The sequence below is a fragment of the Microcella sp. genome, assembly GCF_025808395.1.
Classification (GTDB): domain Bacteria; phylum Actinomycetota; class Actinomycetes; order Actinomycetales; family Microbacteriaceae; genus Microcella.
On record NZ_CP075524.1, the window covers coordinates 913884 to 937467 of the forward strand.

The 23584-nt window shown below is 65.9% G+C and carries 20 protein-coding genes and 1 tRNA gene; 3 read left to right on the forward strand and 18 right to left on the reverse strand.

Translation table 11 applies throughout. From position 1 onward, the window contains the following. Nucleotides 1–209: 209 nt before the first annotated feature. Together KIT89_RS04515 and KIT89_RS04520 are read right to left on the reverse strand one after the other, a co-directional pair. Complete coding sequence (locus KIT89_RS04515; protein WP_297603420.1) at nucleotides 210–566, reverse strand: YciI family protein; 357 nt, start codon at nucleotides 564–566, stop codon at nucleotides 210–212. Between the two features lie 133 nt (nucleotides 567–699). After that, nucleotides 700–1287 carry a helix-turn-helix domain-containing protein gene (locus KIT89_RS04520; protein WP_297603422.1) on the reverse strand — a complete coding sequence of 196 codons (588 nt, stop codon included), beginning with the start codon at nucleotides 1285–1287 and terminating at the stop codon, nucleotides 700–702. Between the two features lie 90 nt (nucleotides 1288–1377). Between KIT89_RS04520 and KIT89_RS04525 the strand changes: the two genes are divergently transcribed. Both KIT89_RS04525 and KIT89_RS04530 read left to right on the forward strand, forming a co-directional pair. After that, nucleotides 1378–2019 carry a bifunctional 2-polyprenyl-6-hydroxyphenol methylase/3-demethylubiquinol 3-O-methyltransferase UbiG gene (locus KIT89_RS04525; RefSeq protein WP_297603423.1) on the forward strand — a complete coding sequence of 214 codons (642 nt, stop codon included), beginning with the start codon at nucleotides 1378–1380 and terminating at the stop codon, nucleotides 2017–2019. Continuing rightward, entirely contained in the window at nucleotides 2016–3593 is a 1578-nt protein-coding gene (locus KIT89_RS04530; RefSeq protein WP_297603424.1) for an MFS transporter, read from the forward strand. The genes KIT89_RS04525 and KIT89_RS04530 overlap by 4 nt, the downstream gene beginning before the upstream one ends. An 89-nt stretch (nucleotides 3594–3682) precedes the next feature. Here the strand turns inward: KIT89_RS04530 and KIT89_RS04535 are convergent, their stop codons facing one another. From KIT89_RS04535 to KIT89_RS04605, 15 genes are all read right to left on the reverse strand, one after another. Then, nucleotides 3683–7834, reverse strand: a complete 4152-nt coding sequence (locus tag KIT89_RS04535; RefSeq protein ID WP_297603426.1) for a carbohydrate binding domain-containing protein — start codon at nucleotides 7832–7834, stop codon at nucleotides 3683–3685. Nucleotides 7835–8072: 238 nt separating this feature from the next. Further along, the gene (gene dgoD, locus KIT89_RS04540) at nucleotides 8073–9245 is read right to left on the reverse strand and encodes a galactonate dehydratase (protein WP_297603427.1); all 1173 of its coding nucleotides are present in this window, start codon (nucleotides 9243–9245) and stop codon (nucleotides 8073–8075) included. A 16-nt stretch (nucleotides 9246–9261) separates the two neighbouring features. Then, a complete protein-coding gene (locus KIT89_RS04545; RefSeq protein ID WP_297603429.1) occupies nucleotides 9262–10764 on the reverse strand; it encodes a beta-galactosidase in 1503 nt (500 codons plus the stop codon). Further along, on the reverse strand, nucleotides 10761–12065 hold the full coding sequence (locus tag KIT89_RS04550; RefSeq protein ID WP_297603430.1) for an alpha-L-fucosidase: 1305 nt from the start codon (nucleotides 12063–12065) through the stop codon (nucleotides 10761–10763). Before KIT89_RS04550 ends, KIT89_RS04545 begins: the two co-directional genes overlap by 4 nt. Beyond that, entirely contained in the window at nucleotides 12062–13003 is a 942-nt protein-coding gene (locus tag KIT89_RS04555; protein WP_297603432.1) for a carbohydrate ABC transporter permease, read from the reverse strand. Before KIT89_RS04555 ends, KIT89_RS04550 begins: the two co-directional genes overlap by 4 nt. Beyond that, nucleotides 13000–13983: a carbohydrate ABC transporter permease gene (locus tag KIT89_RS04560; RefSeq protein WP_297603433.1), complete on the reverse strand. Its 984-nt coding sequence runs from the start codon at nucleotides 13981–13983 to the stop codon at nucleotides 13000–13002. The genes KIT89_RS04555 and KIT89_RS04560 overlap by 4 nt, the downstream gene beginning before the upstream one ends. Then, nucleotides 13980–15377: an ABC transporter substrate-binding protein gene (locus tag KIT89_RS04565; RefSeq protein WP_297603435.1), complete on the reverse strand. Its 1398-nt coding sequence runs from the start codon at nucleotides 15375–15377 to the stop codon at nucleotides 13980–13982. The genes KIT89_RS04560 and KIT89_RS04565 overlap by 4 nt, the downstream gene beginning before the upstream one ends. 182 nt (nucleotides 15378–15559) lie before the next feature. After that, nucleotides 15560–16186, reverse strand: a complete 627-nt coding sequence (locus KIT89_RS04570; protein ID WP_297603436.1) for an SGNH/GDSL hydrolase family protein — start codon at nucleotides 16184–16186, stop codon at nucleotides 15560–15562. A 32-nt stretch (nucleotides 16187–16218) separates the two neighbouring features. Next, nucleotides 16219–17049, reverse strand: coding sequence for an SDR family oxidoreductase (locus KIT89_RS04575; RefSeq protein ID WP_297603438.1), 831 nt, complete (start codon nucleotides 17047–17049; stop codon nucleotides 16219–16221). A 118-nt stretch (nucleotides 17050–17167) separates the two neighbouring features. Further along, nucleotides 17168–17962 carry a hypothetical protein gene (locus KIT89_RS04580; protein WP_297603439.1) on the reverse strand — a complete coding sequence of 265 codons (795 nt, stop codon included), beginning with the start codon at nucleotides 17960–17962 and terminating at the stop codon, nucleotides 17168–17170. Continuing rightward, nucleotides 17959–19026 (reverse strand): Gfo/Idh/MocA family oxidoreductase, encoded by a 1068-nt coding sequence (locus tag KIT89_RS04585; RefSeq protein ID WP_297603440.1) that lies wholly within the window; start codon nucleotides 19024–19026, stop codon nucleotides 17959–17961. The genes KIT89_RS04580 and KIT89_RS04585 overlap by 4 nt, the downstream gene beginning before the upstream one ends. Then, nucleotides 19023–19844, reverse strand: coding sequence for a hypothetical protein (locus KIT89_RS04590; RefSeq protein ID WP_297603442.1), 822 nt, complete (start codon nucleotides 19842–19844; stop codon nucleotides 19023–19025). Before KIT89_RS04590 ends, KIT89_RS04585 begins: the two co-directional genes overlap by 4 nt. Continuing rightward, the gene (locus KIT89_RS04595; protein WP_297603443.1) at nucleotides 19844–20260 is read right to left on the reverse strand and encodes an RbsD/FucU domain-containing protein; all 417 of its coding nucleotides are present in this window, start codon (nucleotides 20258–20260) and stop codon (nucleotides 19844–19846) included. The genes KIT89_RS04590 and KIT89_RS04595 overlap by 1 nt, the downstream gene beginning before the upstream one ends. Continuing rightward, on the reverse strand, nucleotides 20260–21234 hold the full coding sequence (locus tag KIT89_RS04600) for an aldo/keto reductase (protein ID WP_297603444.1): 975 nt from the start codon (nucleotides 21232–21234) through the stop codon (nucleotides 20260–20262). Before KIT89_RS04600 ends, KIT89_RS04595 begins: the two co-directional genes overlap by 1 nt. Then, nucleotides 21227–22510, reverse strand: a complete 1284-nt coding sequence (locus KIT89_RS04605; RefSeq protein WP_297603445.1) for an enolase C-terminal domain-like protein — start codon at nucleotides 22508–22510, stop codon at nucleotides 21227–21229. Before KIT89_RS04605 ends, KIT89_RS04600 begins: the two co-directional genes overlap by 8 nt. Nucleotides 22511–22675: 165 nt before the next feature. Between KIT89_RS04605 and KIT89_RS04610 the strand changes: the two genes are divergently transcribed. After that, nucleotides 22676–23365 (forward strand): FadR/GntR family transcriptional regulator, encoded by a 690-nt coding sequence (locus KIT89_RS04610; protein WP_297603446.1) that lies wholly within the window; start codon nucleotides 22676–22678, stop codon nucleotides 23363–23365. Nucleotides 23366–23482: 117 nt separating this feature from the next. Here the strand turns inward: KIT89_RS04610 and KIT89_RS04615 are convergent. Continuing rightward, a tRNA-Pro gene (locus KIT89_RS04615) sits at nucleotides 23483–23556 on the reverse strand. Nucleotides 23557–23584: the final 28 nt, after the last annotated feature.

Consider the following 23584-nt stretch of genomic DNA (forward strand, 5'->3'; position numbering starts at 1 on the left):
CGGAACGACCGATGTCGCTCAGATCGCAATCGGCGGAGGAGCCGAGCTTGATACGCCGGTCGAACGTCAGTGGGCGGGCGCAGGCTATGGCCGGTGCGGTAGGCGCCGTGCTGCTCGAGGTCGGTCACCCACTCTTCGACGTTGTCTTCTTCAGGGATGCAGGCGGAGCGGTGGGGTCGCTGACGATGAACAGTAGGTCCTCCATGGCTTTAGTTCTCGTCTGATGTGTGCATGAGGCGGCGCACCTCGATGGGCGAATGCTTGACCTCGGCGAACTTGCCGGCGATCTCGACGGCGCGCTCGCGGCTGGCGACGTCGACGATGTAGTAGCCGCCAATGTATTCGGTGCCCTCGGTGAACGGGCCGCGCGTGGTGACGGGGGTGCCGTTGTGGTGGCCGATCACCGTGACGTTCTCGGTGTCGAGCTCGTTCGTGTCGACGAGTTCTTTGCTTGCTGCCAGCTCGGCGATGACGGCGCCGTGGGTGGCGTCGAGGGTTTCGCGTTCGCCGTCGATCCACGCCTGATCGGCGGTCGGATTCGAATGGATGAGAATCACGTACCGCATGGTTTCACTGCCTTCTGTTCGTGACGATTACACCAGTGCGACGAAGACAGGGCCAGCGGGAGGACACGACTGACCGAAGAGTCGTTGAGCACTGTGCCGCTGACGGCACCTGCTGCAGTCGATTGGCCCGTAGCTAGTGATCATGAGTCGCAGTGTGCACGTGAGCGCGTTCGCCCTGCCGCCCGACCAGACTGAGGTATTCGACCGGCCCCGCGCTGGTGGCAGCGAACCAGTGCGGAGTTCGGGTGTCGAACTCGACGGCCTCGCCGGCCTGCAACAACACGTCTTGGTCACCGAGTACTAAGCGCAAGGTTCCGTTGAGCACGTACGCCCAGTCAAAGCCCTCGTGCGAACGCAGGTCAGGTTTCGCGTCATCTCTGCCCGTGGGCAAGACGAATTTGAAGGCCTGGATGCCACCGGGGCGACGCGTGAGCGGAATGATGATGGAGCCGTCAGAGCACGACATCGGCCGCAGATCGATGCGCGGATTCGCCGTGCGAGGGGCGTCGACGAGCGAGTCGAGCGTGACGCCGTAGTACCGGGCGAGCGGCAGCAGTTGCTCGAGAGTGGGCCGACGCAGACCGGCTTCCAATCGCGAAAGCGTGCTGGTCGAGATTCCGGTCTCGTCGGCGAGCGTGGTGAGGGTGACGTCTCGGCGCAGGCGCAAGTGCTTGAGGCGTGGCCCGACAGTGTCGAGCGTCGTGTCTGTCTCCTCCTGCATGGCGACATTTTGCCATTCGGCAAGAAAGATTGCCAGTCTGCTCGTTCTCGGTGACTCTGGTCTCACCCACGAGCAAGAAACCGAGGACTGATGGCCGAATTCGACGAGAGTTATTGGCGCGACCACTGGACCCCCGCCATCGCGCACCAAAACCTCCTCCCCGTGAACCCTTACGTGCCTGCCGAGACAGCACACCTTCCCCGTGGCACTGCGCTCGACGCGGGGTGCGGAGCAGGTGCCGAGGCGATCTGGCTCGCCGAGCAGGGATGGGCCGTCACAGCAGCCGACATCTCTCGCGCCGCCCTCTCACGCGCGCAGGCCCACGCCGTGAGCGCTGACGTGGATGCTCGCATCGAGTGGATCGAAACCGATCTCACCCGGTGGGTTCCGCAGCGCACATGGGATCTCGTCGTCACGAGCTACGCCCACGCCGACATCGGCCAGCTCGCGTTCTACCGGCGCATCGCCTCGTGGGTCGCCCCCGGCGGCACGGTGCTCATCGTCGGGCACGGTCACGGCGGTCACGTCCATCCCGACGACGCGACGGTCACCCTCCACGCCATCACCCGTTCGTTCAGCGAACCCGAATGGCGCATCGAGTCGAGCTGTGAAAGCACCCGAGTCGTCACGGCTGGCAATGCCCTCGTGACCCTGCGCGACGTTGTCGTGCGCGCACGCCGCTCCGGCACCAGCCGGCACGCATCCACCCTGAAAGGAACCCCACTGCAATGACGTCACCTTCTTCACTCGGCGCGGAATCTGCCGCTGCACCCCTCATCGACGATCCCCGTCGACGGCGAGCGATTCTGTGGGCTGTCTGCACCGCACTGATGGCCGTGGTCGCGTCGGTCTCGGGCCTGAACGTCGCCCAGCCGCAACTTGCGTTGACCTTCGAAGCCTCACAAGGCGAGGTGCTGTGGATCATCAACACCTACACCCTCACCCTCGCGGCGCTGCTGCTGCCCTTGGGCGCCATGGGCGACCGCCTCGGGCGCAAGCCGGTGTTCATAGCGGGCCTCGTGGTCTTCGGGCTCGCCAACGTCGCCGCCGCCGTAGCGCCGACCATCGAGGTGATGCTCGCAGCAAGACTGCTCACCGGCGTGGGTGCCGCGATGATCATGCCCGTCACGCTCTCGGTCATCACCGCCTCGTTTCCTGGCACCGCGCGCTCTCGGGCAATTGGTATGTGGACGGCGGTTGCCGGGGGTGGCGGCATTCTCGGCATGTACCTCTCTGCCCTGCTGGTCGACATCGCGACGTGGCGGCTGCTGTTCGCGCTGCCGCTCGTGCTCACCGCCGCGGCACTTATGATCGGCACTCGCGCGATTCCGAATTCTCGTGACGCTGCTCCCGGCCCCTTCGACCTGCTGGGTGCTGCCAGCTCGATCGTCGCAGCCGTGGGGTTCACCTTCGCGCTTCATGAGGCACCGTCCCTCGGCTGGACCGACCCGCTCGTGCTCGGCACGCTCGGCGCGGCCGTGCTCGCCGTCGCGGTGTTCATCATTTGGGAACTGCGTACGCCGTTCCCCCTGCTCGACATCCGACACTTCCGCAGCCGTAGTCTCTCGTCGGGCACGACCTTGCTGTTGGTCTTGTTCGGCATCATCGGAGGCATCTCTCTCGTGCTTTACCCCTACTTCCAGGTCGTGCTTGGTTGGAGCGGCCTGCTTTCCACGATCGGCATGATGCCCATGGTGCTGCTCATGATGTTCGCGTCTGGGTTCGCACCCCGAATCGCAGCGCGCATCGGCGCTCGAGCGGCCATGGCCACCGGCCTTGCCATCGCCACCGCGGGCCTCGCTCTCATGGCGGCGCTCGTCTCAACCGAGGGCGGATACCTCAGCGTGCTTCCCGGCATCATGGCCATGGGTCTCGGCGCTGGACTGGCCATGACCCCCTCGACCGAGGCCATCACCTCGTCGTTGCCTCGCGAGCAACAGGGAGTTGCTTCAGCGCTCAACGACTTGACCCGCGAGCTCGGCGCAACGCTGGGCATCGCCCTTCTGGGCGGCCTGCTCGTCGCGGGGTATCACGGCGCGATCTCCGAACGACTCACCGGCGTGCCCGAAGCGCTTGCGGCCACTGCGCGTGATGGCATTGCCAGCGCCGCTGCGGCGAGCGAGCGCGCCGGGGTATTCGCCCAGCAAATTCTCACCGCCGCCAATGAGGCCTTCATCGTCGGATGGCAGCAGGCCTTGTGGGTCGGCGTCGCCGTCTTGAGCGTGCTTGTGCTGTTCGTCGTGTTCCGCGGGCCGCAGGGCTCGCCCACGCTGTCGGAGCCGCTGGGTCGCTCGCCTCACGTATGACGCAGTCGCCTGGCACCAAGACCTGAGCACCCGGCACACCGCCGCCCTGACACTCGCAATCGTCAGGGCGGCGGGTCGACCGATGTCGCCTAGATCGGTGTCGGCGCGGGGGCCGAGCTTGAGACGCCGGTCGCGCGTCTCAGCTGCACCGAGTCGAGATAGCTGACCCCGGTGCCGGCATCAACGAACTCGACGGTCAACTGCGTGTTCTGACCGCTGTCGAACGTCTGGGTGACCAGAACCCACCCATCGGAGGCCGCCACCGAGTGCGGCCCGGTGACCGGTGTTCCGTTGCCGCCGCGAACGACGTAGTCGATCGTGCCGCCGGGCGATCGTACCCAGAAGCTCAGCGTGTAGTCGGTGTTCGCCGCCGCCGAGATCGTCTGCGCGAGAGTCTCGTCGCTGCCCGAACCGTCGACTCTCATCGAGGCTGCGCCCTGGTACTTGTCGTCGTTCGACAGCCCGAAGCCTGACCCGACAACCCAGTTCGTCGTCGCTTTCGCGTCGAACTCGCCGTTGCTCACCAGGTTCGGGTACAGCGGCACGTCGGTCACGCGTTGCACGCTGATCTCGTCGAACAGGTGCGTGCCGTCGCCGTTGAACCCGATGTACACGGTGAGCGCAGTGCGGTTGCCGGCGTTGAGTCGAACGGTGTACTCCGTCCACTCACTGCTGGCCGCAACCGTGCGTTCCCCGACGACGATGCCACCTGCGGCAAGAATGCGCACGAGCGCGCGGTTGTCGGTCGACTTCGCCCAGAACGTCACTCGGTAGTCGTGGTACGGCTCGACGGTGATCGACTGGCTGGTGCCGCTGTTGGCGCCCGACACACCGACCGCTTGCAGCGCAGACGAGCCAGCGTGAACATCGCTGCCGGTCACTGAGAAGTAGTTGCCGAGGTTCCAGCCAGTGGCACCACTCTCGAAGCCGGAGTTCGTGACGAGGTTCGGCCCCGGGTCGGGTTCGTTCGGCTCGGGCGGGTCGACGCCGTCGCGCACGAGCTGCAAGTAGTCGAGGCTGACCCCGACGCTGCCCGGCATCTCGTCATTCTTCAGCGTCACCGTGTTGTGGGCTCCGGCAGCCAACTCGATGTCGACTGAGACCACCCCGAAGTTCACCCAGCCCGTCGTCGGAAAGTCCACTTCGCCTTGTCGAACGCCGTTGACATAGATGCCCATCGTGGCGCCCACGTTGCCGGTGCGATAGCGCACGTCGAGGGTGTACGTGCCGCCAGCGCCACCGTTGACGTGGTGCCACGTCAGGTAACGGCCCGGGTAGTGGAAGTTCGTCGCGAACTTGCCACCCGAAGCATCCGGGTTCGAATACACGCCCGAACCACCTTCGGCGATCTCGACGTGCTCAGCCTCCGTGAACTGCACGTCGACCGGGTCAACAGCCGGATAGGTCGGCGGGGGCGGTATCACCGGATCCGGCACGATAGGCAGCGAATCCGAGATGATCGTGGCCAAGTCGAGGTAGACCTCGGTGGCCCCCGACGCGTCGGCCTGCTCGGCGCGAATCTCGACGGTGTTGACGCCAGCCGCGAGTTGCACGACGGGCCTCACCGTCGCAAAGTCGAAGCGGTCATCGGTCGGAGCAAAGACGACATCGTGCACCTTGACGTCGTTGACGTACAGCGCCTTCTCGGCGGCATTCTCACCGCCCGAATAGCGCAGTTCGACGCGGTAGTCGCCAGCAGATGGTGCGACGACATCATCGAGGACGACGGATGCTCCGACCTGGCCTAGGCCACGCACGACGTTCCACCCGGAGGCTTCAGTGTTGATCGCGATCTGCGCGCCCCCGGTGCGAGTGCCCGTCTCCACCTCGATCTGCTGGCTGTCGGCGACCGGAAGAACTCCGTCGCCTCCATCGGGGTGCTCGACCGCGCCGCGATCGGGAGCCCCGGTGTAGAGCGGGTTGCCGAGAATGTCTTCGTCGCCCGCATCAGCGATCACCGTGCCGGTGTTGCGCGCGGGCGAGTCTGGGTGCAGGGCGAAGCCAGCGATGCCCGCGAGCCCGGCCTTCTCGATCACCTCGACGAACATCGGGTCGGCGACGATCTTGTTGTCATCTTTCGGCCCGGGAAACCCGTAGTAGAGGTTCGAGTCGAAGATTGGTTCAGCAAGACCCGGCACCGCCTTCACGCTCATGCCTTGACCGACGAAGATGTTGTTCTCGAAGAGGTTCGACTCGTAGGCGTCGCCCCACGTGTTCACCGTGATCACGTCGGTGTCGTTGTAGATGACGTTGTTGTAGATGTGCACGTTGCCGTCACCGAGCCTGAAGTCGCTCGACGCGTCGTTGTGGCTGACGTTGTACCGGTAGATGAGCTCGGTGTTGGGGTCGCTCTGCTGCATGACGAGCAGGGCACCCGAATTGCCGTACGTGTAGTTGTACTGGAACACGTTTCGGCCGCTCATGTGCAGGTCGAAGTCGAAGCCTTGAGAGTCGCCCGACTGCGCGGTGTTGATGATCTCGTTGTACTGGAACGTCAGATTCTTGCTGTAGGTCGGAAAGATGGCAGCGAAGACGTTCGAGTTGTACTGCGGCCTGAAGCTGCCCACGTTGACGAGTCGATTGTTCTCGATGAGCGCGCCATCGAGCATCCAGTAGATCTGTGCGGTATTGCCCGAGACGTTGTCGACATGCACGTTCGTGCTGAACGGGCCGCCGAGCGAGGTGTTCGACGAGTAGAAGTTCAACCCGTTGGGAATGCTGTTCATGGTCGTGATGTCTTTCACGAGCACTCGGTCGAACGCAGATGGCGTCACGGTGCCGCCCGCGTTGAAGTAGATGAGCGACGGAAACGACACGGTGCCGCGCACCTTGACGCCGTTGACGCTGTGCACGTCGATGTTCTGCACCGTGATGCCGCTCACGCGGCCACCCGGGGTGTTGATCGCTTCGACTCGCACGCCCATGAGGGTGTCGACGAACTCGACCTCGGCCATGTTCGTGATCTCGAGGTTCTCGATCGTCCACCACGACTCGTTGCGCAGCAACACGAGCTGCTCAACCTGCCCGTTGCCGTTGAGCTGCGGCTTCGCGCCCGTGCCGTAACTGCTGAGCACGATGGGTTGCGCGATCGTGCCCGAGCCCTTGAGCACAAGGCTCTCGCCGTTCCAGACCGAGCCAGCCTTCAGCAGAATCTGGTCGCCCGGAAGGAAGGTGTGCTCGTTCACCTTGGCGAGCGTCTGCCAGGGGGCGGCGCTATCGGTGCCGTCATTCGCGTCGTCGCCGGCGTCGGAGTCGACGTAGTAGGTGTCGGCGTCTCGAGGCTCGGCCGTCGTGACGGTGTAGCGGTCGAGGCGCAGCGGGTACGGCGTGGCCGCGGCGTTGATGAGCTGGATCGTGTTCGCGGTGCCCGGGTCGAGGGGCACGGTGATGGTCGTCTCGCCCCACACCGACCAGTCGTTCGACGGACTCGTCGACGCGAACACGACGGTGCCCACCGAGAGACCGTTGACGTAGATCGTCTTCGTGTTGCTGTTGCCTGCGCCGTTGGCATACCGGATCGTGACGTCAGCATTGCCGCCGATGCCGCCATCGACGCCCGTGATCGTGTTGTACTCGCCGACGGCTGTACCGACCCGCACGAAGGCCCCGCCCGACGCGTTCGCGTCAGTGACGATCTCGGTCTGCGCACCGCTGCTGAGCTCGCCGTCTTCGGCCTCATAGGCGACGTCTCCCGTCGCGACCGTCACCGAGTAGTAGTCGAGCCTGATCGGAAAGTACTTGGTCACGTCGTTGATGAGTTGAATCGTGTTGCCTGCACCGGGCTCGAGTGCCACCGTGATGGTCTTCTCGCCCCACACCGACCAGTCGTTCGACGGGCTCGTCGAGGCGAAGACGACGTTGCCGATCTCCACCCCGTTGACGACGAGCACCTTGGTGTGGCTGTCGCCGGCACCGTATGCATATCGGATCGTGACCTCTGCGTCGCCACCGATGCCGCCCTCGATGCCCGTGATCGTGTTGTACTGGCCGGCCTCATTGCCAACTCGCGCGAAGGCGCCGCCCGATGCGTTCGCGTCGGTGACCACTCCGGTCTGCGCGCCGCCGCTGCTCAGCTCACCGTCTTCGGCCTCGTAGACGGTCTCGACGGTGACCGGCGTCGCAGCGTGGGCCGCATCGGTGAACAAGGGCGGTGGCGCCAGAATGCCCACCGAGGTGATGACGAAACCGATGAGCGCGAGCAGGGCTGCCGATCGGCGCCCGAGAGTGGGTGAAGCAGACACGTCGTTCTCTCTTCTTCAGTGGGATGCGGCATTGCATCTGACGACGTCATTGCCCGTCGCCGATGTCACGGTATCCCTGCGTGAGAACTCACGTCAAGGATTAACCCGATGTTTAAGCCGCAATCTCGAGGCGTGACCCTCGACTTCAGAGCGTTTCGGTGTGGAATGGCGCAAACTCGCGGAGAGCATCCCGGTAAACATCCGAGCATTGAGCGCTCGGTGACCGCGCCGCGGGGCCTCAGCGCGCGGTCGGCAACGACGCCGTCGCCCCCGCAGGGCGAATGTCGGTGAGCGCACCCGAGTAGTGGCGCAGCGCGTGCGGCTGATACGGATACCGCGTGAGCGCCGCCGTGTCGATCTCGACGCCGAGGCCCGGGGCGTCAGACACCTCGACGACGCCATCGGCGAACCGCGCCGACTCTGATGCGATCTCGGCGCGCCACGGAACATCGGTCGCCATCGTCTCGAGCCAGCCGAAATTCGGGATGCTCGCCGCAAGCTGCAGCGTCGCCGCATTCGCCACCGGCCCGCTCGGGTTGTGAGGGCAGAACGTCACCTGCCACATCTCGGCCGCCGCAGCGATGCGCGACAGCTCGAGAATGCCCCCCGCGTGCGAGACGTCGGGCTGCACGTATGAGGCGCAGCCGCGCTCGAAGACCTCGCGAAAATCCCACCGGGTGTAGAGCCGCTCACCGAGCGAGATCGGCGTGCGCGTCGACCGGTTCAGGCGAGCGTAGTTCTCGAGATTGCCCGGAATGAGCGGCTCTTCGAACCACAGCACGTCGAAGCGCTCGAGCTCGTGGGCGATGCGCGTCGCGGCCGGCAGATCGAACCTGCCGTGGCCCTCGATCATGAGCTCTGCGTCGTCGCCGACAGCCTCGCGCACCGCCTCGACGCACTCGAGGGCCGCGCTGAGCTCGCGTCGCGTGAGGTCGCGAAAGGCTGCGCCGAATGGGTCCCACTTGAGCCCGGTGTAGCCGCTCGCCACCGTGTCGACCGCGCAGCGCGCGAAATCGGCGGGCGTGCGCGACCCCGCGAACCACCCGTTCGCATAGGCCCGGATGCTCGGCCGAACCCTGCCGCCCAGCAGTTCGTGCACCGGCACCCCGAGCGCCTTGCCCTTGATATCCCACAGCGCCATCTCGATCGCCGAGAGGGCGCTCGTGAGCACGACCCCGCCCCGCCAGTAGGCGTCGCGGTAGGCGTCGTGCCACCACGCGCTGATGTCGCGCAGATCGCGGCCGCGCAGGCTCGGCTCGAGCTCGTGCACGGCCTCGACGACGGTCTTCTCGCGATACTCGAGCGTCGCCTCGCCCCAGCCGTGGATGCCCGACTCGGTCGTGAGCTTCACGAAGACCCAGTTGGTGCGAAAAGCGTCGCAGACGAATGTCTCGAGTGTGGCCAGCTGCATGCGCGGTGCTCAGATCTCAGTCGCGGTAGCGGCGTCGCCGCAGCGTGCTCAGCGTGCTCTCGCCCTCGGGCACCGGCCGAGGGTCGAGGTATCCGGGCACGGCAGAGGCGTCGGTGAGCACGAGCGGGTAGTCGCTGATCGGCACGGTGAACCGCACCCCGAGAATCGCGTCGAACGCGAGCTGCTCGTCGAGCGGCATCGGCTCGATCACGTGCACGGCACCCGTGAGCATGTCGACCAGCACCGGTCGATCAAGGGTCAGATCGTTGTCCCACCACACCTGCACCTGCACCTCGCGCGGCGCCGAACGCTGCTGCGGGTCTTCACTGAGCCAGTAGGCGAACACCGGGTGCCCTGCGCGCGCGAAGCTCGCGCACACGGGAGCCGAGAGCATGCCGGTCTGCTCGGGATGCTGCTCATCGACCTCGCGGAACATGCTCAAGAGCTCACGGCGCTCGCTCGAATCGTCGACGAAGAACGCGACGCGCTGCAGCACCTCGAAAGCCTTCTTCGGCTCATAGCTGTCACCGCGGATGAGCCCCATCATCACCGGGGGCCGCTCGCCGCCATCTGACTGCCGATAGGCCTTCGCCATGAGGTCGACGGCGTGAAAGTAGAACGACCGCACGAAGCCCACCCCGAGATCGGCAAAGACCCGGCGCGCGACCCAGCGTGCCTGCACGTCTTCGTCGATGTCGTAGAGCCCGAGCCAGTCGTCGTTGTGACCGAACGCCTGCGAGGGGCACCCCGCTTCGCCCTGCCAGATCTCGACGCTGCCGGGCGGTGAGTATCGATCGAGCAGGCGCCGCACGAGGTCGTGCATGGTGCGCAGATTGTGCTCGGGCACAGGCTGGTAGGGGTGGAAGGTCAGCACGTCGATCGTGTCGGCGAGGCCCGCCTGCAGTGCCTCTTCGAGAAAGATCGGGTCGACGCGCGAGAGCGCACCCCCGACGATCACGACGTCGGGGTCGACCTCGCGCACGGCGGCAGCGGTGAGCGCGGCCAACCGGGCGTAGGCCGCCCCGTTCTCTTGCGCGGGCATCCAGAACTGCGGAATGTTGGGCTCGTTCCAGACTTCCCAGTGCGAGACGCGCCCGCGAAGATGAGCGGCGAGAGCACCGACATAGCGACACCATGCCTCGACGACGTCGTCGGAGTAGTTGACGGGCACGTAGCCGACGGCCGACTCGTGCGGAGCATCCGTCGTATAGAGAATGTTGCCGAACGTCAGCGACAGCAGCGTCGAGACCCCGGCCGCGGCGAGCTTGTCGATGATGTCGTCGAGCCACGCGAAGTCATACACACCCGGCGCTTTCTCGCACTTGCTCCACCCCGACTGCACGCGCGCCCACCCGACGCCGAGCTGCGCGAGCAAGGGGTACACCCGCTCAGGGTCGAACAGATCGCGGTCGAGCGTCTCGAAGCCGACGCCGAGGCGCGAGGCGATCGCACCCGTGCGCGACGGCAGCTCGAGAGTGCCGGCGACCGGAAGATCGATGAAGGTGGGTGCGGTGCTCATAGCCACTCGCTCTCGTGCTCGTCGGGGCGCCCCGTGGGGGCCGTGTAGTCATCAGGAAGGCGCGGAAGCATTGTGCGACCCGTGCGGTGGGCCACGAGCTCGCTGAGTGCGGGGTCAGCGCCGTCGACCCGCACGACGAGCTCGCGCGTCGTCACCGGTTCGGCGAGCACGTGCAGTCGCCCGACTCCGATCGAGCGCCCGCTCGCGATCGTCGTGCCGCCGGCGATGAGCTCGTGGTTCGTGGCGCGCTGGCCGCGAGAGAGGTCTTCGCGCACGCGCACGTGGTCGACCGTGACCTCGTCGTCGAACTCGGCGAGCCACTCACCGTCGCGCAGCGGGGTCAGGGTGGCGACGAGGGGGGTGCCGAACCGCCGCTGCAGCTCGTCGCCGAACTCGGTGATCACCCGTGCGTCGAGGGGGTCGATGCGACCGCGAGTGTCTGGGGGGATGTTGAGCAGCAGGTTCGCGCCCAACCCGATCGACCGGTAGTAGATGCCGAGCAGGTGCTCGAGCGTCTTCGGCGCATCTTTCGCGTGCCAGAACCATCCGCGTCGCAACGACACATCGCACTCGGGCGGCAGGTATGCCGCCTCGGGCAGGCCGATGCGCAGGTTCGTGTACTGGCTCGACATGGTCTGCGTCACGACGTACTCGACGGGGTCATGGGCCAGCCCGTCTTCGTTTCCGACCCACCGGATGCTCGGCCGACCCATATTGAACACGATCGTGCTCGGCTGATGGGCGTCGATGACCTGCATGATGCGAGCCCAGTCGTAGATGTAGCCCTCGCTGCCGGCGCCGTCGAGCCAGATCTCGGCGATCGGGCCGTACTGCGTGCAGAGCTCGGTGAGCTGCCGCGCATAGAACTCGGAGTACGCCTGCGGGTCGGCGTAGCTCGGCTCGTGGCGATCCCACGGCGAGAGATAGAGGCCCGGCAGCACGCCGCGCTCGCGGCACGCCTCGACGAACTCCCCCACCAGGTCGCCGCCCCCGCCCCGCCACGGCGACGAGGCCACCGAGTAGTCGGTGGTCGCGGTCGGCCACAGGCAGAACCCGTCGTGATGCTTGGCGGTGAGAATCGCATACCTCGCACCCGCTGCCACGGCGGTGTCGATCCACTCACCCACATCGAGGTCGCTCGGGTCGAAGGCCGACGCCGGCACGGTGCCGTCGCTCCACTCGAGGTTGGCGAAGGTGTTGACGCCGAAGTGAAAGAACGCCCCCATCTCGAGTCGCTGCCAATGCAGCTGCTCGCGGGTCGGAACGGGAATCTCGGTGGCGGCCGCAGCCTGGCTCGTCATCCCTTGAGCGCTCCCGCTGAACCGGCGCCCTCGAGAAAGTAGCGCTGCAAGACGAGAAACAAGCCGACCGGAAAGATGATCGCCAAGAACAGCGCGGCCATCTGAATGTTGAGCGGCACGATCTCGGCGACCCGCGGCAGGGCGACCGAGATCGGCTGCAGTGAGGCGTTGGGCAAGACGAGCATCGGCCAGAGAAAGTCTTTCCAGCTCGCGACGATCGTCAGCAGCGACGCGACACCGATGATCGGCTTCGACATCGGCAAGATGATCGTCGTGAAGACCCTGATCGGCCCGGCCCCGTCGATGCGCGCCGCCTCATAGAGCTCAGGCGGAATCGCATCGAAGAAGCGCTTGAAGACCAGCAGCAGGAAGGGGCTGGCCGCGTGCGGCAGCCACACCGCCCAGTAGGTGTCGAGCAGCGAGATGTTGAGGAGCGGCATCTCGATGATCGTGAGGTAGAGCGGCACGAGCGAGATCACGTTCGGAATGAAGAGCGTGGCCAGAATCGCCCCAGCCACGAACCCGCCCCACTTGGGTCGCAGCACGCTCAGCACATAGGCACCGGTCATGCACGTGAAGATCGTGACGAACCACGACCCACCGACGACCCAGAGGGTGTTCAGCAGATACTGACCGACCCTGATGGTCGTCCACGCCGTGACGAAGTTCTCCCAGAGAAACTGCCCCGAGGTGAAGACCCCCATGGGATTGCGCACGAGCGTCTGCGACTCGGCGAGGGCTGCCATGAAGAGCCACACGAGCGGGCCGAGCGACACGACGATGAGCGCGATGAGCAAGAGCGACTGAGAGATGCCGAGCGCGATGCGCACGCTCAGCTTCTTGCGATCGGCGAACGACACCGCACCACGCTCGTAGTGGCGGGGCGCGCGGGTCGCCCGCTTGGTCTGCACGGTGACGAGTCCGGGGGTTGCACTCACTTCGAATACCTCCGCGTGGCGTAGAAGTAGATGACCGAGACGACGCACAGCACGAGGCCGAGCAGCACCGAGAGTGCTGTGGCCGCACCGAAATCGGCACCGATGAAGGCGTAGTTGTAGATCATCAGCAGGATCGTCATCGAGGCGTTGTCTGGGCCGCCCTTGGTGAAGATGAAGGGCTCGGTGAACACTTGCATGCTGCCGATGATCGAGAGCAGCAGAAGAATGAGAATGACGCCGCGGATCTGCGGAAAGGTGATGTGCCAGGTGCGCGACACGATTCCGGCACCGTCGAGCTCTGCCGCCTCGTAGAGGTCGCGACTGACACTCGTCATCGCGGCGAGATAGATGATCATGGCGCTGCCGGCACCGGCCCACGTCGCGGCGAGCACCATCGACGGAATCACCATGTCTGACGAGTTCAGCCAGCCGAACGGCCCGATGCCGAACACGCCGAGAATCTCATTGAAGAATCCGCTCGCGCCCGGGTTGTAGAAGAACTGCCAGAGCAGCACCACGACGACGGGCGGAATGAGCACCGGCAGGTAGGCCAGCACACTGTAGAGCCGCCGCGAACCGCGAAGCTCTGCCATGAAGGTCGCCATGAGCAGCGGCAAGGGAAAGCCGAACAGAATCGAGAGCCCGGCGAACATGAGCGTGTTGCCGATGACCTTGGGCAGCAACGGGTCAGTAAGCACGTACTCGAAGTTGCTCCACCCGACGAACTCGTCCGGGCCGAGAAAGTCGGGGCGTTGGAAGGCCATGGTGAGGCCACTGATGATCGGCCACCAGGCAAAGTAGCCGAAGATGAAGATCATCGGCACGGCGATCATCAGCGTCGAGAAGCCGCCCATGATCCACCATCGCCTGAGGCGATGCAGCGGGCCACGAGAACGCGGGGGGCGCGACGGCCGAGGCACCTCCGCGGTGCGGGCTTCAGCTGAAGCCCGCACCGCGGTGGTGATGGTGTTGTTCGTCATCGAGCGAGCAACCGCGCAACCGCCGTATTGGCCTCTTCGAGCACCGTCGCGGGGTCAGCAGACTCGTCTTCAAGAATCCTCTGCAAGATCACGCTCGTCTCGGCGTAGATCTCTTGAGTCTTGAGGGCGGGCTCGCCGCGCAGCACGTAGGTCGAACGCGAGTTCAAGAACGGCGCGAACTGCTCGATGGGCACGTTGTTGTACGGCGCGATCCACTCGAGGTACAGCTCGTACTGCTCTTCGCTCACCGGCGCGTAGCCCGGAATGTGGGCAGACGCACCCGACTCTGCCGCGGCCTGAGCCTGATCGACGGCGAAGGCCTCGTCGGTGAACTTGCGCAGGTGACGGTAGTTGATCCACTGCACCGCAGCGACCTGCTCTTCGAGCGTGGTCGTGGGGCTGACGATCTGAATGCCACCGCCGGAGAGGGTGCCAGGAGTCGCGCCGCCGCCGACCGGCATCGGCCCCATGCCGAAGATCGCGGGGTCGGCCTCATTGCGCACGATGATCGGCTCGTACATGCCGTTGTGCCCGATCATCATGCCGACCTGGTCGGCCGAGAACTCTGCGTAGCTCTCGGCACCACCGAAGACGACCATCTCGCCGACGGTGTTGTCTTCCCACCGCATGTCGCGGTAGAGGGTGAGGAAGTCGACGACCGGCTGCGACGTGAGCGTCGCCTCGGTGCCGTCGTCGCTCACGAGAGAACCGCCGAAACCCGCGGCGCCCGCGGCGAGCATCCAGCCGCCACCGGTGCCCTGCGTCGCGTAGGGAGTGAACCCGGTCTTCGCGTCGGTGCGCTCGACGATGAGCTTCGCGTATTCGCGAACCTCGTCCCACGTCGCCGGCGGCACGTCAGGGTCGAGGCCGGCTTGTTCGAAGAGCACACGGTTGTAGATGATGCCCAGAGGGCCGACACCGGTCGGAATCGCGTAGATGCCGCCGTCTGGCCCCGTCACGGTAGCGACGAGGTCGGGGTTGAGCGCCTCATCGAGCCCCGTGATGCGAAGTGCATCGTTCAGGTTGGCGACTTGCTGACGGCTCGCGATCGACGCCGCCTCGGTCACCGCGGTGAACATCACGTCGGGCAGATTGCCGCCGGCGAGCTTCGCCTGGAAGGTCTGGGGATCCCACGTCTCTTCGATCGGGTTCAGCGTGATGTGCGGGTATTCGAGCTGGAAGGCTTCTACCTGCTCGAGAAACTGCGCGCGAGAGGCCTCGTTCGCCTCGGGCGGCAGGTCTCCGATGGTGAGGGTGACTTCGAGCGTGGGGTCGAACGCGACCTCAGGCTCGGCATCGGGAGTCGCGGTGCATGCGACGAGCGAGAGCCCGGTCGCCAACGCGAGAGCGCCAGCCACCACCCTCCGCTGTCGTGTTGAGAGCACAACTGACATGTGACTTTCTCCTTTGATAAGTCCCACAGGATCGAGGGCAATCTTGGTGATGTTTCGTGATGGTGCAGAGCGACATCGGATGTCAACGTCATAATTGCTCCGATGTTTCCCTGAATTGTAGGCATATCGACCGGTCACCGTCAACAATTGATCCGATGTCTGTCTGCATGAGGCCCTTGGGGTCACCCGACCGAGTCGAAGGCCTCGAACCAGAGCCGCGCGATGAGTCGTTCGCCGAGGCCAGAAGGATGCACGCCGTCTTGGGCGAGCAGGGCCGCGCCTCGCTCGTGCGCGGCCTCGGTCATCGCCGCTTGCAGCGGAATGAAGTGCGCCCCATGAGCACGGGCGAGCGACTCGACGATCGGGCGCTTCGAGTCGAGATCGGCGCGCGCGAAGTCTTCGCCCGCCCTCCACGGCCCCGCAAACGGCACGTCGGTGAGAAAGAAGGGCTCGATGACGATGATGGTCGACGTGCCCTGTGCGACCGACCTGCTGAGCACGTCATCGAGGTCTGCTTCGAACTCGGCGGGAGGCGTCGGCTGGCCCTGAAACCAGGTGCGCACGGTGTCGTTGACGCCGATGTACACCGTGAGCACATCAGGCTCGAGGTCGAGAACATCGTGCTGCCAGCGGGCTCGCAGATCACGCACGCATTCGCCCGACACCCCCCGATTGATGACCTCGACCGACGCTGAGCGTCGCTCGAACTCTTCGGCGATGAGGTTGACGTAGCCGCTGCCGAGCTGCAGCGGGTCGCTGCGACGATGAGCATCGGTGATGCTGTCGCCGATGAAGACCATTCTGCGCATTCAGAGCCCCCCTCTCATGAACAGGTCGACGACTATGCGACGTCAGATCTCGGCACCTGCTGCGCCGCCAGACCACCGTCGATGATGATGCGCGACCCAATCATCGACGGCACAAGATCAGACGCGAGAAGTGCCACGAGCTCGGCGATCTCAGCCGCCTCGGTCGGCAGACCCCACGGCACGTTCGCCCGCCGACGCTCGAGCGCCTCGTCGGTGAGATGCTGCCAACGATCAGAGTGGATGTAGCCGGGTGCGATCGCGTTGACCCGCACTCCGTGCGGTGCGAGCTCGATCGCCATCGCACGCGTGAGGCCGTCGAGAGCAGACTTGCTCACGTCATAGGCGGGTCGGCCGTGAATGGCTCGCTCGCCGGCCAGAGACGAGATCATGATGATCGCACCTCGGCCCTCATCGATCATCGCCGCGGCCGCTCGTTTCGAGAGGTGATGCACCCCGAACAGATTCACCTCGAGCACCTCGCGAAACGCTTCGCGAGGCTGGGCCATGAACCCGGCAGACTCCACGTCGAGCAAGGCCGCGTTATTGACGAGAATCGAGGGAGACCAGCCTGCAGCGGCGAGCTCATCGACGGCGGCGTCGATCTGATCAGCGTCGGCGAGATCGAACACCGCCGTCGTGAGCTCGGCCTCGGGCACGAGCTCGATGATCTCGCGCCGAGCGTTCTGCGCCTCTGCGTCGGTGCGGGCGTGCACGACCACTCGCGCTGCCGCAGCCGCGAGCCGCGTCGCGATCGCGAGGCCCAGGTTGCGGCTCGAGCCGGTGACGAGCGCGGTGGCTGACGAGAGATCGATCGCCCCGGGGTTCACCGTCGGCGACTGGGCGCCCTGACCGCTCGACGACATGGCACGCCCTCCCCCCTGTGCTGGTCGCTCTGACTGCACCATCAGCGCACAACGACCTGTAGCGATCGTACACAAAGATCGGACGTTTGCGGGGCCGCGTTGCGCAGCGCGGAGAGCGTCACCATGCTGCAGCCACTGCGCAGTCGTCAGCGAAGAACTCGAGGTCTCGCGAGGTCTCGCCCTGCCGAACGAGGGCGACAAGCCGACGCCACGCGGCCCGATGAGCGGTCTCCCAGACCGACTCGAGCTCGTTCGCACCGGCGGGGCTCGTCACCACGACCCGACCCGGAGCAGCTGTCGCCGGGTCGAGAACGGTCAGCTGCACCACCCTCTGCTGGTTGACGATGCGCAGCGTCGCCGAGGCCGCCACCGAGTCGGTGCCGATCGCCGTGAGGTTCACCCGACCGCCGGTCGCGAGCACGGCGGTTGCCGAGTAGCCCGTGCGGTCTCGACGAATGACGTCGAGCGAACGTACCGGCGAGACCGCGGCGCGAATCACCGACAGCTGGTCGAGCAGCACGCGGTGCCACTCTGACCCGACGGCCGACGAGACACGCGCTTCGAGCAGACAACGATCATCGGCGACCTCGGCGAACGATGCGGCGCTCAGCTCGACCGCCGGATCATGAGTCCACATAGAGTCGATCACGACGGGCACGCCTCGAGCGGCAGCGCTCTCGACGAGCGATGCGGCGTCTGCGGGCACCGGCCGCACGATGAGCAGACCGCGGGCTCCGGCATCGATCGCCCGCTCGGCAGCCGCGGGCCAGCCGGCACCGCCGTCGATGCCGACGAGCTCGCCCGCTTCAGAGCCGCGCGCCAGCGACACCGGCAGCGACGCGATCACCTGAGCTATGGCACCCGAGTCTTGCGCGGCCTGGTCGAAGGCCACCGTGAGCGGAGCATCCATCATGCCTCCCTCGTCGACCGCATGCTGATCGCGTTGTCGCGGGCGGCCGCGGAGGCGAGATCTGACACCTCGAGCGCGAACCTGAGGTCGTCGACGAGCTCGTGCACGTCGATCGGTTCGGCGGTGCCGTGGGCGAGGTCGGCGAGAAACCGCCACTCGCCCTCGTAGCCGTTCATCGAGAACGGGCCGAGCACTCGAGCACTCGTCCCCTCGAACAGCGTGGCCGTCGCCGACCCCGCGTGCACATACGACGGCGTGAAGTCGATGCGCAGCGAGCGGTCGTCGGCGATCGCCTCGAGGTACCACTCGGTGCTGAAGCCCTGCGAGAAGATCGCGAGCATCTCGACAGTGCAGTCGCCGACGCGCAACGTCACCGAGTAGCCAGACGGGTCGAGAGCCGTGGCAGAGAGCACCTCGACACGGCTGACGTCTGAGCAGAGCACGCGCACGAGCGGGAGGTCGTGAATCGCCAGACCCAGAATGCCGCCGCGGAGCATGCGGAACGCCACCTCAGGATCAGTCGGGTCGGCGGGGGCGTGCACGGGGCGCGTCAGCACCTCGGTGGCGACGTCTTCGAAGCGCGCATTCGGCGGCAGCACCACCGAGTACCTGATGGTGTGCACCGACTCGACCAAGTCTGCCCAGTGCTGCCGGGCCGCGAGCCAGCCCGGGTCGAACGTGTGCATCGCACCGACGATGATCGGCACACCGGTGTCGGCTGAGACTGCAGCGATCTGCTCAGCCTCTTCTGCCGACATCGCGAAGGGCTTCTCGCAGAGCACCGCCGTCTTGCCGGCGCGGCAGGCGGCGATGACCTGTTCTGCGTGAAAGGGCGACGGGCTGCAGATGACGATGATCTGCGCTTCGTCGTCACCGAGAACGTCATCGATGCTCGTCGTGGCCTTCGCGCCGACGCGGGCGGCGACCGACGCGGCGACCTCGGCATCGACATCCATGATGTGCACGACACGGAAGAGGTCTTCGAGTCGAGACAGCGTGGGCAGGTGAATCGCCTGGGTCACCGGCCCTGCACCGATGATGCCTACCCCCAGAATCGGCGTGCTCATGACACCTCCATCTCGGGCTGACCGTGGCGCAACTCGGCTGCGCCCGCCGCGAGAAAGGCCAGGTCTGCCGCGGCGTCGTAGTGCGGCGGCGACATGTGATCGCCGGTGACGGTGAGATTCTCGAAGACTGCGAGGTGAGCGGCGAGCCCCGCCTCGACGAACCTGTCGATGTGCGCGGCCTTGGGGGTCATCGTGTCGTCGTACGACGCCCGCACGCGCAGACGGTACCCGCTGAAGTCAGCGGCGGCCCCGGTGAGGGGCGCGTGGCCGCGCACCCGAGTCGCGAAGTCGTGGGGCGTCGCATCGTACGCATCCCGAATCGCAGCAGACGACTGGCCCTCGTCGCACACCCACTGAAAGTTCAGCGCGGGTGCGAGCGCGACAGCAGCCATGATCGACGGCACGGTCTTGCGCAGCAGCACCGAGAACGTCGTTCCGCCGCCCTGCGACTCGCCCAGCAGCAGGCGAGGGCCGATGGTGAACACCGCACTGACATAGTGGTCGACGTTGGCGATGCAGTCGTGCGCGTACGAGTTGCCCCACGAATTGCCGCCGAGCGAGGCGGCAGAGATGACCCAACCCGCATCGATCGCCCCCGCGACATAGTCGGCGAACACCTCATCATCGATGACGGCGTCAGACCCTCCCGACCCGTGGAACATCATGAGATGCGGTCGAGGGGCGTCGGTGTCGAGGCCGTCTGCCCAGGCGATGGCGGTGCGGTCGGCGACGCCGTTCGGGTGCACTCGCGCGATCGAATAGCGCGTGCCACGCGGGGTGACCGCGGTGGCAGTGGTCAGTTCGTCAGGAAGCGTCATCACGATGGATGCCCCACCACACCCTTGCGCACCGTCGCGTTGCCGTACGTGCGCGTCTCGCCAGTGCGCACGATGATAAAGGCTTCTTTCGCCTGGGCGTAGTACTCGAAGCGCTCGACGAACCGCGTGGTGTCGACGTTCGTGCCCGCCGCGGTCATCAGCTGCTGCTGCACGTCGAGCACCGTGCCGTCGGCTGAGGTCATGAGGTCGAGACCGGGCTCGTCGTCGAGCGGAAGCACGGTGCAGATGGCCGCGAGCACGGCGGGGGTGCTCGTGCCCGGCAGGTCGATGACGTGGCGGCCGAGCGCCCACGCCGGAAAGTGCGCGTCTGCGACGACGACGGCGTCGGAGTGGCCCATGCGGTCGAGGTGCAGCAGCAGCTCGCCCGTCAGCAGCGGATCGATTCCTTCGAGCATCAGGTGCCATCCGATCGGGGAATGAGGTCTTCGTCGATGAGGTCACTCCAGAATGGCTCAGCGATCGGCAGAGCCGCCAGCTCGGCGTTCTCACGCACCTGCTCGGGGCGCGAGCCCGCCACCACCACCGAGCGGACCACCGGATCACGCAGCGGAAACTGCACGGCGGCCGCGGGAAGCGGCACGTCGTGATTGCGGCAGACACTCAGGATGCGCTGCAGCCGGTGCCAGAGCGCGTCGGGAACCTCGCCGTATTCATAGCGGGCGCTGCGGATCGGCTGCGCTGTCGCGAGCAGACCGGTGTTGAACACGGATGCCGCGACCACGCCGGTGCCGCGCTCACGGCAGGCCGGCAGCACGTGCTCGGCGGCGGGCTGCTCGAGCAGGGTGTAGCGCCCAGCGATCATGATGAGATCGAGCTGGGCTTCTCGCACACAGCGGGCGAGCGCCGCAGAGGTCATCGAGCCGACACCGACAGCATCCACTCGCCCCTCTGATCGCAGCCGCTGCAGGGCCGGAAGCGCCTCGTCGATCGCGAGATCGAGATCGTGCCGCTCGGGGTCGTGCAGGTAGAGCAGATCGACACGGTCGAGCCCGAGCCGGTCGAGCGACTCGTCGAGACTGGCGCGAATGCCATCGGCGGTGAAGCTCCACTCGCGTCGAAGAACATCTGGCACGAAGAAGTCGTTGTCGGTGTCGAGGCCGCCGAGATGGTCGGGGTTCTCTCGAAGAAGGCGGCCGACCTTCGTCGACACGACGAACTCATCGCGCGGCTTCGACTGCAAGAACGCACCGAGCCGCCGCTCGGCCAGCCCCAGCCCGTAGTGGGGGGCGGTGTCGAAGCAGCGGATGCCAGCGTTCCACGCGGCATCGAGAATCGCCCATGCGTCGTCGTCGTCGAGCTCGCGATGCAGATTGCCGAGGTTCGCGGTGCCGAAGCCGAGCCGGGGCACGCTGTCGAACGCGTCAGGCATACGTGCCACTCCAGGTGAACTCGGTGCGGCTGCTGTGCTTCATCTCCATGCCTGTTCCCGGCGCGGTCGGGGCCAGGTATGAGCCGCCGCTGATCACGGCGGGCACGACGAAGTGCTCGTGCAGGTGATCGACGAACTCTATCAAGCGCCCTTCGCGAGTGCCGGAGACGGCGATGAAGTCGAACATCGACAGGTGCTGCACTGCCTCGCAGAGCCCGACCCCGCCGGCGTGCGGGCAGACCGGCACCCCGAACTTCGCCGCCAGCAGCAGGTTGGCGATGTTCTCGTTGACCCCCGCGACGCGCACGGCGTCGATCTGCATGACCTCGAGCGAGTTCGCCTGCAGCAGTTGCTTGAACGTGATGCGGTTCTGCGCGTGCTCGCCGGTGGCGACTCGAATCGGGGCGATGCCGCGCGCGATCTCGGCGTGGCCGAGAATGTCGTCCGGATTGGTCGGCTCTTCGACCCAGGTCGGGTGGAACTCGGCGAGTGCCCGCACCCACTCGATCGCCTCAGAGACCTCCCAGCGCTGATTCGCGTCGATCGCGATCGGAAAGTCTGGCCCGCACACCTCGCGCGCCTTGCGAAAACGTCGGATGTCGTCATCGAGGTCGGCTCCGACCTTGAGCTTGATCTGCGTGAAGCCCTCGTCGAGCGCCTCACGCAGCAGCCGCTCGAGCTTCTCGTCGGAATACCCGAGCCACCCCGGCGTGGTGGTGTACGCCGGGTAGCCGGTGGCCAGCAGCTCGGCTTCGCGCTGCGCGCGACCGGGTTCGGCTTCGCGCAGCATCGTCAGCGCCTCATCGGCGGTGAGGGCGTTGCTGAGGTAGCGGAAGTCGACGAGCGAGACGAGCTCTTCGGGAGACATGCGCGCGAGCAACTGCCACAACGGCATGCCCGCCCGCTTCGCCTTGATATCCCACAGCGCATTGATCACGGCGCCGATCGCCATGTGCATGACACCCTTCTCGGGGCCGAGCCAGCGCAGCTGCGAGTCGCCGACGATCTCGCGGAACGTGCCGCCCATGTCGGCGAGCAGCGGTTCGATCTCACGGCCGACGAAGTGCTCGGCGAGGGCATCGATCGCAGCGACCTGCACGTCGTTGCCTCGGCCGATCGTGAACACGAACGCGTGCCCCTCGTCTGCGCTGTCGGTGCGCATGACCACGTAGGCCGCCGAGTAGTCGGGGCACGGGTTCATCGCGTCAGAGCCGTCGAGCGTCAGCGACGTCTGAAATCGGATGTCTGCGGTGTCGAGTGCGACGATACGACTCACGGGTGTCCTTCCATCCCGCAATCTCTCGTCGACTGCACGGAACACCAGGAGTATAAACATCGGATGTCTAGGCTGTCAATGTGAGCAGTCCTCTTGGAAGGGCTCTCGATCGACGACGATGCGGCTTGCCGCAAACATCCGACATATTTCAGTATGATGGTTGACGTGGCTGTCACAGATGACGCGATCGAACGCATCAAAGCGATGATCGTCGCGGGTGAACTCGCTCCCGACGACCGGCTTCCGCCCGAGAAAGAACTCGCCGAACGACTCGGCCTCTCACGCAACTCGATGCGAGAAGCCGTCAAGGCTCTCGAAGTCATGGGCGTGCTCGACGTGCGCCGCGGAGACGGCACCTACGTCACGAGCCTCGAACCACGACTGCTGCTCGAAGCGATCTCGTTCGTCGCCGACCTGCACAACGACGACTCGCTGCTCGAGATCTTTCACGTGCGCCGCATACTCGAATCGCAAGCGACCGGCATGGCGGCAGCGCTCGCCGATGAGGCCGCGATCGCCGCCCTGCAGCGCGAAGTCGAGACGATCGACCCTACCTCGGTCAGACTCGACGAACTGGTCGAGCACGACGTGCGCTTTCACCGAGAGATAGCGCAGCTCGCCGGCAATGCCTACCTCGCCAGCCTCATCGAGAGCCTCAGCGGCCAGACGGTGCGCGCCCGCATCTGGCGAGGGCTCACCGAAGAAGGCGCGGTCGAACGCACCCTCGCCGAGCACCGCGCCATCGCCGACGCCATCAGCCAGCACGACTCAGGGCTCGCCATCTCACTCGCCACCGCGCACGTCGCCGGGGTCGAGCGCTGGCTGCGCCAGGCCTCACTGCCGCCGGCGCCCTGAGGTCTCGAGGTGACGGGGCGGGCTGACAGGATTCGTCCCCACCGGCTCGCTGGTGCAATGTCGCACTGCTGATGACATGCGAAAGGGCCGTCCGTAGGACGGCCCTTTCGCATTCGGTCGGGCTGACAGGATTTGAACCTGCGACCCCTTGACCCCCAGTCAAGTGCGCTACCAAGCTGCGCCACAGCCCGTGGCCGGCCCGATGGTGCGCGGGCCGTA

Coding starts and splice junctions, on each gene's coding strand:
- KIT89_RS04515 (WP_297603420.1), bottom strand. CDS start 566: ATGCGGTACGTGATTCTCATCCATTCGAATCCGACCGCCGATCAGGCG.
- KIT89_RS04520 (WP_297603422.1), bottom strand. CDS start 1,287: ATGCAGGAGGAGACAGACACGACGCTCGACACTGTCGGGCCACGCCTC.
- KIT89_RS04525 (WP_297603423.1), top strand. CDS start 1,378: ATGGCCGAATTCGACGAGAGTTATTGGCGCGACCACTGGACCCCCGCC.
- KIT89_RS04530 (WP_297603424.1), top strand. CDS start 2,016: ATGACGTCACCTTCTTCACTCGGCGCGGAATCTGCCGCTGCACCCCTC.
- dgoD (WP_297603427.1), bottom strand. CDS start 9,245: ATGCAGCTGGCCACACTCGAGACATTCGTCTGCGACGCTTTTCGCACC.
- KIT89_RS04545 (WP_297603429.1), bottom strand. CDS start 10,764: ATGAGCACCGCACCCACCTTCATCGATCTTCCGGTCGCCGGCACTCTC.
- KIT89_RS04550 (WP_297603430.1), bottom strand. CDS start 12,065: ATGACGAGCCAGGCTGCGGCCGCCACCGAGATTCCCGTTCCGACCCGC.
- KIT89_RS04560 (WP_297603433.1), bottom strand. CDS start 13,983: ATGACGAACAACACCATCACCACCGCGGTGCGGGCTTCAGCTGAAGCC.
- KIT89_RS04565 (WP_297603435.1), bottom strand. CDS start 15,377: ATGTCAGTTGTGCTCTCAACACGACAGCGGAGGGTGGTGGCTGGCGCT.
- KIT89_RS04570 (WP_297603436.1), bottom strand. CDS start 16,186: ATGCGCAGAATGGTCTTCATCGGCGACAGCATCACCGATGCTCATCGT.
- KIT89_RS04575 (WP_297603438.1), bottom strand. CDS start 17,049: ATGTCGTCGAGCGGTCAGGGCGCCCAGTCGCCGACGGTGAACCCCGGG.
- KIT89_RS04580 (WP_297603439.1), bottom strand. CDS start 17,962: ATGATGGATGCTCCGCTCACGGTGGCCTTCGACCAGGCCGCGCAAGAC.
- KIT89_RS04585 (WP_297603440.1), bottom strand. CDS start 19,026: ATGAGCACGCCGATTCTGGGGGTAGGCATCATCGGTGCAGGGCCGGTG.
- KIT89_RS04590 (WP_297603442.1), bottom strand. CDS start 19,844: ATGACGCTTCCTGACGAACTGACCACTGCCACCGCGGTCACCCCGCGT.
- KIT89_RS04595 (WP_297603443.1), bottom strand. CDS start 20,260: ATGCTCGAAGGAATCGATCCGCTGCTGACGGGCGAGCTGCTGCTGCAC.
- KIT89_RS04600 (WP_297603444.1), bottom strand. CDS start 21,234: ATGCCTGACGCGTTCGACAGCGTGCCCCGGCTCGGCTTCGGCACCGCG.